This is a genomic window from Yoonia sp. (assembly GCF_017854415.1).
Classification (GTDB): Bacteria; Pseudomonadota; Alphaproteobacteria; order Rhodobacterales; family Rhodobacteraceae; genus Yoonia.
The window spans coordinates 1-10,109 of the sequence record NZ_JAFMHR010000113.1; the positions used below are offsets into that span (position 1 = coordinate 1).

Annotated in this window: 10 protein-coding genes; 8 read left to right on the forward strand and 2 right to left on the reverse strand. The window is 55.6% G+C overall.

The genetic code is table 11. The features are described from left to right. Positions 1-7: 7 nt before the first annotated feature. On the reverse strand, positions 8-691 hold the full coding sequence (locus QZ197_RS12285; RefSeq protein ID WP_296432293.1) for a GntR family transcriptional regulator: 684 nt from the start codon (positions 689-691) through the stop codon (positions 8-10). Between the two features lie 198 nt (positions 692-889). Between QZ197_RS12285 and QZ197_RS12290 the strand changes: the two genes are divergently transcribed. The 7 genes from QZ197_RS12290 (at position 890) to QZ197_RS12320 (ending at position 8,758) form a co-directional block, all read left to right on the forward strand. Then, complete coding sequence (locus tag QZ197_RS12290) at positions 890-1,906, forward strand: TRAP transporter substrate-binding protein (RefSeq protein WP_296432294.1); 1,017 nt, start codon at positions 890-892, stop codon at positions 1,904-1,906. 107 nt (positions 1,907-2,013) lie between these two features. Next, positions 2,014-2,826 (forward strand): TRAP transporter small permease, encoded by an 813-nt coding sequence (locus tag QZ197_RS12295; RefSeq protein ID WP_296432296.1) that lies wholly within the window; start codon positions 2,014-2,016, stop codon positions 2,824-2,826. Further along, positions 2,826-4,421, forward strand: coding sequence for a TRAP transporter large permease subunit (locus QZ197_RS12300; RefSeq protein ID WP_296432297.1), 1,596 nt, complete (start codon positions 2,826-2,828; stop codon positions 4,419-4,421). The genes QZ197_RS12295 and QZ197_RS12300 overlap by 1 nt, the downstream gene beginning before the upstream one ends. Positions 4,422-4,448: 27 nt before the next feature. Beyond that, complete coding sequence (locus QZ197_RS12305) at positions 4,449-5,342, forward strand: DMT family transporter (protein ID WP_296432298.1); 894 nt, start codon at positions 4,449-4,451, stop codon at positions 5,340-5,342. Position 5,343: 1 nt separating this feature from the next. After that, complete coding sequence (locus QZ197_RS12310) at positions 5,344-6,174, forward strand: phosphogluconate dehydrogenase C-terminal domain-containing protein (protein WP_296432299.1); 831 nt, start codon at positions 5,344-5,346, stop codon at positions 6,172-6,174. Further along, positions 6,174-7,502 (forward strand): four-carbon acid sugar kinase family protein, encoded by a 1,329-nt coding sequence (locus QZ197_RS12315; protein ID WP_296432300.1) that lies wholly within the window; start codon positions 6,174-6,176, stop codon positions 7,500-7,502. Before QZ197_RS12310 ends, QZ197_RS12315 begins: the two co-directional genes overlap by 1 nt. Then, the gene (locus QZ197_RS12320) at positions 7,499-8,758 is read left to right on the forward strand and encodes a ribulose-bisphosphate carboxylase large subunit family protein (protein ID WP_296432301.1); all 1,260 of its coding nucleotides are present in this window, start codon (positions 7,499-7,501) and stop codon (positions 8,756-8,758) included. The genes QZ197_RS12315 and QZ197_RS12320 overlap by 4 nt, the downstream gene beginning before the upstream one ends. Here QZ197_RS12320 and denD read toward each other — a convergent pair. Further along, entirely contained in the window at positions 8,755-9,720 is a 966-nt protein-coding gene (denD, locus tag QZ197_RS12325) for a D-erythronate dehydrogenase (protein WP_296432302.1), read from the reverse strand. The two genes, QZ197_RS12320 and denD, sit on opposite strands and share 4 nt — an antisense overlap. A 111-nt stretch (positions 9,721-9,831) precedes the next feature. On the opposite strand from denD, the gene QZ197_RS12330 reads away from it, so the two are divergent. After that, positions 9,832-10,109: NAD(P)-binding domain-containing protein (locus QZ197_RS12330; protein WP_296432303.1), on the forward strand; the 278-nt coding region annotated here is incomplete at its 3' end.

Sequence of the window (10,109 nt, forward strand, 5' to 3'; positions counted from 1 at the left end):
ACTAACCTCAGTCGGCCGACTGGTCAGCTTTGTCCTGCAGATCCTGAAGCTCGCGGCGGATAACTTCACCGATGTCTTCGGTCAGTCGATCCAAATGTATACCGATGGCCGCATCAACAGCGCTGGCATCTCGGGCACGCAAGGCGGCCAGAATGGCGGTATGATGTGCGATCACATTCGTGCGGTTACGACGCTTCATTGCGGCAAGGAAACGTGCGCGCCATAGACGGGCCAAGAACCGACTGTGGATTTCTGCCAGTGGTTTATTATGCGATGCCATCGCAATAGCGGAATGAAAACTCATGTCGATCTCGAACATGTCGAGGGGGTCCATGGTATCAAAGTTATCTTCCATGTGCTGAGTGATCGCAGCAATTCCGTCGATGTCTGCGTCAGTGGCACGTTCACAGGCCAACTTGCCCGACAGCTTTTCAATGGAAAGCAAAACCTCAACATCGTCGGTAACAGCTTTGACGTCGGGCATTGCGACAATTGGGCTGCGGGCCGGGCGTAAGGTGATCAGACCTTCGCGCGCGACAATGCGGATCGCTTCGCGCATAGGGGTTCTACTGACGCCAAGATCCGCCGCCTTGCCGCGCTCTTTCAAAGAAGCGCCGGGCACCAACTTGCCACGCAAAATGTCGCGTCTCAGCTGATTTGCTATTTTTTCTGGCAGCGTTTGATCTGTCATTTTTGACGTTAACGTCCTTTGAACAACGTCCGTGAAAGGACAATCTTGCGTGTCAATTTTGGTATACCGAAACTTGTTGCTTGTCGAGCAAGCAGTGGGTAACGTTAATTTCAGATGGTATACCATCGTGATTCACGCTCTGGGAGGATGGGTGAATACGCTAACGGCGGAAATTGCCGCCAAGGGAGGAATATTAAGATGAAACTCAAGACATTACTTATGTCGGCTGTTGCCGGCGCGACGTTGGCAAGTGCAGCGCTTGCTCAAGATGTAACACTGCGTATCCAAACGCACTACGCAACCGAGCATCCAACAGGGAAGATGTTGGCAACTTGGATCGATGACGTACAGACTATGTCTGGCGGCGAAATTTCGATCGAGATGTTCTATTCGTCATCCGTTGTAGCCACCGTCGAAACTTTCGACGCGGCTATCAATGGTATCCTCGATTGTGACGCAACCGGCGGCGCATATCAAACGGGTAAAAACCCAGCGTTCCAATTCGTGGGCGACATCATGGGTGGCTACGACACGCCATGGCAGCAGTATAGCTGGCTGTACTACGGTGATGGATATGAGGCTGCGCAAGAGCTGTACAACGCACAGGGCATGCAGCTGATTGGTTGGGCAGTTTATGGTCAGGAATCATTCGCGTCATCCAAGCCGATTGCGGGTCCTGCAGACTTGGTTGGTTGGAAGTTCCGTTCGCCTCCAGGTATGGAAACGGAGATCTTCGAGAAGATGGGTGCATCGCCAATCGTGATGGACTTCACCGAAATCTTTACCGCACTTGAGACAGGCATCATCGACGGTGCTGACGCCTCCGGTCTAGCCAATAACGTAGGCCTCGGCTTGTATGACATCGTTAAGCACGCCAACTATCCGGGCTTCCACTCGATGCCATCCGACCACCTCGCTTGTAACCAAAGCGTGTGGGAGGGCCTCAGCGAGCAGCAGCGTCGCATCATCGAGACCGCATGGCAGAAGCTGTCGTTCCAGATCGCGATGTTGAACGAGAAGGCAAACACCGAAGCGGCTGCCGCTCTGCAAGAGCAGGGTGTCACGCTTTATGCTTGGTCGCCGGAAGATCGTGCTGAGTTCCGTGTAGCAGCACAAGCTGCATGGGACGATTGGGCGACGCGTAGCCCCGAGGCCGCTGCGCTTGTTGACAGCCACAAAACCTATCTGCGTCAGCTGGGTCTTATCGGCGAATAATCAGGCATGATTGTCCTGATTAAGTAACGATCAAGGCGGGCCCGGATCGGGCCCGCCTTTTTCAACCGGAGGAAAATCCGGATCATAACAATGTGGGTAGGCATGTGATGCAGAACAAATCACTTTTTCTTGGGCGCATGCGGGCACCGGTTAAGACGGGAATGATCGTCTTTTGTGCAATCTCATTTGCGCTGTATCTGTTCCTGATTTCTCAGCGGATGTTTGCCGCTGAATCCTACGGGATGTTCGAAATGATCCGCCCTGCGGGTAAGCCCCTTGTCCAGGTGATGCTTGCGTGTTTTGCCGCTGCGCTGACCTTTGCCTCGCTCTTCTTGTCTGACACTAAGGGCGCGATTGAGACGCCTCCTGACGGGTTTTTCGACCTTGTGTCGGTGGTGCTGGGTCGCCTTGCGATGATCATGACCGCCTTTATCGTGCTAGTTATGTTTTATGAGGTTGTGTCGCGCTACGTGTTCTCGAGGCCTACGCTATGGGCCAATGAATTATCGCTATGGATCGCGTGCTTTGTGTTCTTGTTCGCCGGGCTTTACGCCATGCAGCAGCGCAGCCACATCCGCATCTACATCATCTATGACATCATGCCGTGGTGGATGAAGAAAGCGTCTGATGTCATTTCCGTCATGCTGATCGTCGGCTTCACATTCGCGCTTGTTTGGGGCGGCTACACCGACGCCGAGAACCGCTTTATGCGGATGGAGACATTCGGCACAGCGTGGGATCCACCCATCCCCGGTATTATCAAGCCAGCCTTGCTCATCATCATCGTTCTGGTTTGCATTCAAGCAGTATCCAATCTGATCGCGGATTGGAACAAGGTGCCAGAGTTACACACGCCAGCAGACGAGATCGACGAGGTCGAGATCGAAAACATCCGCCGCACTCTTGAGGAAAAGAACTAATGGTCGATATTGGTACACTCTCCCTCATTGTTTTGCTGGGCATGTTCGCCTTGCTTGCAATAGGGATGCCGCTTGGATTTGCATCTGCATTTTTAGCGGTCGTCACCCTTGCATTAAAGTTTCCACCTGACTTGCTTTGGGGGGACTTTGGCCGTGGCCCAATGTCTGTGTTAGGCCAGGCTGTCTACCGCCAGTTGACGAACTATGTGTTAATATCGGTACCCTTATTTATCTTTATGGCCGCGATGCTGGAACGGTCCGGTATTGCGAGAGACATGTATTCGTCCCTAAACGTCTGGATGAACCGCATGCGCGGCGGCATTGCGGTCGCTACTTCCATCATGGCTGTCATCATGGCTGCGATGTCCGGCATCATCGGTGGTGAAGTCGTGCTGCTCGGTCTGATCGCTTTGCCGCAGATGTTGCGGTTAGGCTATGATCGCAATCTCGCGATCGGTACGATCTGTGCGTCAGGCTCGCTTGGTACAATGATCCCTCCGTCGATCGTTTTGATTTTTTATGGTCTGGTGACGGAAACTTCGATCAAGGCACTGTTTACAGCATCGTTTTTACCGGGCTTTATGCTAGCTTCGTTTTTTATTCTCTACATCGTGATCCGCACGCGGATAAACACGTCGCTGGCACCTTTGCCCGACCCGGTCCCGGGAGAGCCTGAAGGGTCGGAAAAGGGCCTGATGTTCCTAGGCTTCATCTCGCGCTTTGCGATGTGGGTGACTGGTGTTCTGTTTATCCGTGCCCTGTTCTTTACGCTTACGGGCGACAACGCGATCCGCGAAAATCAAGACCCTATCCCGCTGGGTATGGTGGCTGATATTCCTTGGATCATTGGTGCGTTTGCGATCTTTTCGCTGATTGTATTCGTGGTTGTTGGCCGCGAACGCACGGCACGTGGCTGGGAAATGGGTAAAGGCCTGATTGCACCGATCGTGGTGATCGGTGTCGTTTTGGGATCCATCTATGGCGGTATTACTGGGATCACCGAAGCGGCGGGCATGGGCGTTATCGCGGTGTTTGTTATTGGCATGATCCGTCGCGAAATGTCTTTCGATATTGTCTGGGATAGCTTGATTCGAACCCTCAGATCTACCGGGACAATTATCTGGGTCACCATTGGTGCGGCATCACTTGCTGCGGCCTATACACTTGTCGGAGGGCCGACCTTTGTGGCGAACCTGATCATCGGGGCAGAGTTGCCGACGATGGGGATCATCCTGATGATGATGCTGGTGTTCCTTATCATGGGTATGTTCATGGACTGGGTCGGCATCGTTTTGCTGATCATGCCTGTGTTCTTGCCAATTGTTGTGCGACTTCCAGCCGAGGAGATTGGCTTCTTGGGTAGCATCGACGCCCGCTACATTCCGATCTGGTTCGGTGTCGTATTCTGTATGAACATGCAGGTCAGCTTCCTGTCGCCCCCCTTTGGTCCAGCGGCGTTTTATCTTAAGTCAGTGGCGCCGCCCGAAATCTCGCTCACGGACATCTTCAGAGGCTTCCTGCCCTTTATCGCGCTACAGTTGCTGGCACTTTCAACGCTGTTGATCTGGCCAAATATTATCACAGTTTTCTTGTAGCGTTGAATCTTGATCGTGATTTGACACATGGCACATGCAGTAGCGCAGCGCGAAGAGCGGATCGTAATGGCGCTTGGATCGATGGTGCTAGCAGTCACGCTGTTCACGATGATCGACACCTCAGCCAAATGGTTGGTGTTGGCGGGGCTGTCCGCGATGCAAGTTGCGTTCTTGCGGTATGCGGTGCATTTCTTGCTGGCTGTTGTCGTATTCGTCCCGCGCGAGGGGCTATCGGCGTTTGCATCGCATAGCCCGAAGCTGCAGATCATCCGGTCGGCTAGTCTGTTCATCGGGACCTGTTTGAATTTCATGGCGCTAAAGTATTTACCGATAACGGTTACCACCACGATTATGTTTGCAGGCCCCATCGTGGTCACACTTTTGGCGGTCCCTGTGCTAGGGGAAAAGGTCGGGCGTCACCGCATTAGTGCTGTCTGTGTCGGGTTCTTGGGGGTGATTGTCGTAATGCAGCCTTGGGGTGCTGGTTTTCATCCAGCGATGTTGTTGAACCTTGGCGCATTGGCTGGGGCGTCCGTCTATTTTTTGTTGACGCGCAAATTGGCGGGTGTTGAGAACAACAGCACGGCACAGCTGTGGGCCTCTGGGCTGGCGACATTCTGTCTGGCTCCCTTTGCTTTCACGCAATGGGTTTGGCCTGATGCTGCCGCCGACTGGGTGTTCTTCGTATTGATCGGCGTGTTCGGCGGCACTGCCCATATTCTGGCGACGTCGGCACACCGTTTGGCCGATGCCAGTATCCTGGCGCCTGTCATCTATCTGCAGATCTTCTCTGCGGCTTTCGCAGGGATTGTCTTTTTCAACACATACCCAACCGTTTGGACCGTGGGCGGCGGGCTGATCATCATCAGTGCCGGCGTCTACATTTGGTATCGCGAACGGCAAGCTAAAAAAGAGGAATAACATGACTGAAAAACTGGTTCTTATGGGTGCAGGCGGCAAGATGGGCGTGCGCAGTGCCGCCAACCTTGCGCGCGCGGATTTCGACGTGGCGCATGTGGAGATCTCCGAAGCTGGACGCGCGCGATTGAAAGAGACCGTGGGCGTCGACTGCGTCAACATCGACACCGCGATGGAGGGCGCAGACGTCATCCTGCTGGCCGTCCCCGACACCGCTATCAAAGCCGTCGCCGCCACGATCATCGACAAAGTACCAAGCGGCGCGATGGTGATCTGCCTTGACGCGGCGGGCCCCTTTGCCGGCCATCTACCCGCCCGCGACGACGTCACTTATTTCGTCACGCATCCCTGCCATCCCCCGATCTACAACGATGAAAAAACCGAAGCCGGCCGCAAGGACTACTTCGGTGGAGTCACCGCGGAACAGGGTATCGTAAACGCACTGATGCAAGGCCCCGAGAATCACTATGCTTTGGGTGAAAAAGTAGGCCGCGCCATCTACGCCCCCGTCGCCCGCAGCCACCGTGTCACGGTCGAACAGATGGCCTTGCTAGAACCGGGCTTGTCCGAAACCGTCTGCGCATCCTTGCTAGACGTCATGCGCGAAGCGATGGACGAGGTCGTGCGCCGTGGCGTACCAAAGGAAGCTGCGCGTGACTTCTTGCTTGGCCACATGAACATCCTTGGTGCCGTAATCTTTGAGGAAGTCGACGGCGTTTTCTCAGACGCCTGCAACAAGGCGATTGAATTCGGCAAGCCTGTCCTGATGCGTGACGACTGGAAGCGGGTGTTCGAACCAGACGAGATTGCCGCCAGTATTCAACGTATTACCTAATGGCCCAAGGCGAAAAACCCGTGCTGGCGTGGCTCGGTGATGACTTCACCGGCGCTGCGGCGGTGATGGAAGTGCTGGCGTTCGCAGGCCTGCCAGCGGTGCTGTTCTTGCGGCCACCAACACCGGAACGGATGGCGGATTTTCCAGACGTGCGCGGGATCGGCATAGCCAGCATGGCACGCACGTTTGACCCCGATCGCATGGACGCAGAATTACCAGATCTGTTTGACGTTCTGGGGCAAACAGGTGCGAAGTTGGTGCAATACAAGACCTGCTCAACCCTCGACTCGGCACCGCGTATTGGATCGATCGGCAAAGCGATGGAGATCGGTTCAAAGACGTTCGCCACCAGCACAATTCCAGTCATGATCGCTGCCCCTGAAATGCGCCGCTACCAAGCGTTCGGGCAGTTATTTGCAGGCACTGACGCAGGCGTGTTCCGCTTGGACAGACACCCCGTCATGGCGCGTCATCCCGTGACGCCCATGGGCGAGGCGGACGTGGCAATACATCTGTCAGCACAAACCAGAATGCCGATGCAATGCCTCAATCTAGAAGTTTTGGCCGATCCAGAACGGGCCACCAACATGATTGCCACTGCACGCGGTGGGGTCACGATTGACCAGATGACGCCCGCAGATGTCACCGCCGCAGGTGAGCTATTGTGGAACGCAGGGCATCGGTTTGTGGTCGGGTCACAAGGGATCGCATATGCATTGGTAGCGCACTTCCAAAAGACGGGTGCACTTGCCGTGTCACCGACGGCCAGAGGCATTGGCCACGCCAAGCGAATGGCTGTGGTGTCAGGTTCGGTCTCGCCAATAACTGCAGATCAGACTGCATGGGCGCTAGACAACGGATTTGCGGATATCAGGTTGGATGTTGTACAGGCTTGCGACGGTGATCTTGCAGCCGAAGAAACCCGTGCTTTGACCGCCGCGAAAGCCGCGCTGGAACGCGATCAAGTGCCCCTAATCTATACCGCGCGCGGCCCAGACGACCCCGCTGTCATGCAATTGCGGGAGGCGGCTGGCGACAATCTGGCACAAGTAAACGATGATATTGGTGCTTCCCTTGGACGTATTCTGGCGCAACTCGTCGATCAATCGGACCTTGATCGCGCTGTGGTTTCGGGTGGCGATACATCGGGGCATGTGTGCAGCGCCTTGGGCATCGATGCACTTACCGCCGCCGCCCCGACCATTCCAGGTGCTGCAATTTGCAACGCCCATGGCGGCACGCGGCCCCTGACGTTGGCGCTGAAGGGCGGACAGATGGGCAGCCGCGATTACTTTGGATGGGTCCTGAACGGAGGTGGCCACAGATGACACGTTTGACAGCAACCTATGAAATCGAAAGCCCCGTGGGCGTGCAGCGCGCCGCTGAAGTTATGGCTGGTGAGCAATCGACAGGCACCTTCGTGCGTCTCGCATCCGAGACCGACGCACTGCGCGACCGCTCCGCCGCGCGGCTGGATCATGTTGAAATCACAGGCACTTCTGACCATCCGGCCTTGCCATGCAGGCTAAGCGCTAAGACCTACGAACAAGGCCGCGTAACGATCAGTTGGCCTATGGACAACTTTGGCCCGTCCTTGCCCAATATCCTTGCCACTGTTGCAGGCAATTTATTTGAACTGGCTGAACTCTCTGCGATCCGTCTTGTGGATCTCGGCATACCTGATGCGCTGGCAATAGGTTGTCCCGGTCCTCAATTTGGAATCACCGGTACGCGTAAGCTGATGGGAGCGCCAAGCGGCCCGATGATCGGGACAATTGTAAAACCAAGTGTGGGCTTAAGTGCCGAACAAACCGCCGCACTTGCTAGTGATCTGGCGCGGGCCGGCATCGATTTCATCAAGGATGACGAGCTGCAAGGGAACGGCCCCGCATGTCCGTTTGACGACCGCGCCAAACTGGTGATGGACGTTTTGAACGAAGCCGCGCAAAAGGCAGGGCGCAAGGTGATGTATGCCTTCAATATCACCGACGAAATTGACGTGATGCGCCGCAACATTGACCTGCTCAAAAGCCTTGGTGCGACCTGTGCCATGGTATCGCTGAACTCTATTGGCTTGGTGGGCTTGCGGGCGATACGCGATCACAGCCCACTGCCGATCCATGCGCATCGTAACGGATGGGGGCTGATGTCGCGCTCGCCACACGTGGGGATCGAATATCTTGCAATGCAAAAACTGTGGCGACTGGCAGGTAGCGATCATTTACATGTGAACGGTCTGGCCAACAAGTTTACCGAAGGTGACATCGTCGTGACCAACGCCGCGCGCGCCGTGCAAGCGCCACTAAACGACATGACGTCACACGCCGCGTTGCCGGTGTTTTCTTCTGGTCAAACCGCGTGGCAAGTCGGGCCGTCGATGGAATTACTCGGTAACGACGATTTCCTGTTCTGCGCAGGCGGCGGTATCATGAGCCACCCAGACGGACCTGCGGCAGGTATCACCAGTTTACGCCAAGCCGCTGCCGCACAAAAAGCAGGTGAGAAAGTAGAAGACTATGCCAAGGATCACCCCGAATTGTCGGCTGCGTTGACGACATTCAAAAGTGCTGTGAACCGCAGCTAGGTAGTGGGTTTGTCGTCTTCCAAATAGTAGCGGACATTGTCTTCAAATGTGTCGTCTGCTTTCAAGCCCAAACGAAGGGCTTTGTCAGCGTGGATGTCCCAACGCCAGCCTGACACGATCCTTTTGATGTCGGGCTGCGGATCCCATCGGATTAGTTTGGCAGGATCAGTGCCCGCAACGGCGGTCATCGCTTCAATGACTTGCGCAATGGACCACGTCTTTCCCGGCATTTGCATGACGCGGTTCTGGCCGATGTCGGCGGCGTTCAATTCCGCCCCTTTGACCAGATTTTCAACGCAGCGGCGGGGACTGATATAGTAGTGCAGGAAGTCCGCCTCGATAGGACAGATCGCCTCTTGGCCGTTCAACGGTTCGCGCAGGATCGACGACATAAAGCTGCTGGCCGCACGGTTCGGCTTGCCCGGACGCACTGAAACCGTCGGCAGTCGGAACGCGCGACCGTCGATGAACCCTTTGCGTGAATAGTCGTTGATCAACATCTCGCCCGCCGCTTTTTGCATTCCGTACGACGTCTGCGGATTGGGGTAGCTGTGATCGCCAAGCGGGTCCTGAGCCTCGCCGCCATAGATCGCGATCGAAGAAGAGAACACCACCGTGGGCACAGTTCCCAAGGCGCGGCAGCGTTCCAGCACATTGTAGATTCCGAACAGATTGATGTTCATGCCAGCGTCAAAATCTTCTTCCGCGTGGGCGCTGACGATCGCGGCCAGCAGATAGATCACATCGGTTTGTGCTGTCACGCACCCCGCGACGGACGCGGCATCGGCAATATCGCAGGTGACGGTTTGCACAGGGAAGGGGGCGTCGATCTTAGGCGGATCCACCACGTCGGCCAAAGTGACTTGCGTGATCGCCTGACCTTTTAGCGTCGGATTGGTCGCTAATTTCAAGGCCAGCTTTTGCCCCAATACACCGCCACCCCCGAGTATCAGAATGTTCATGTCATATCCCCCTATGCGCCTCGTGCTTGCAACATTGCCACGATGGTATACCATTTCATCAACGTGGTTTGATGCTGCCTTGTCAATGGTGCGCGTCCGGAGGATTTCAAAATGGCACAAGATATGACCATCGGCTTCATCGGTGTGGGCTTTATGGGCCACGGCATGGCAAGAAACCTGATCAAAGGCGGCTATCCTATGTGGATCAAGGGCAACCGCAACCGCAAGCCGATCGAAAGCCTGATCGCCAACGGCGCGCAAGAGGCCGCAACCCCGCGCGCGATGGCGCAGCACTGCGATATCATCCACCTGTGCCTGTCAAACTCGCCACAAGTCGAGGCGGTGATCCGCGGCGATGATGGTATTCTTGCAGGCGCACGCGACGGCCT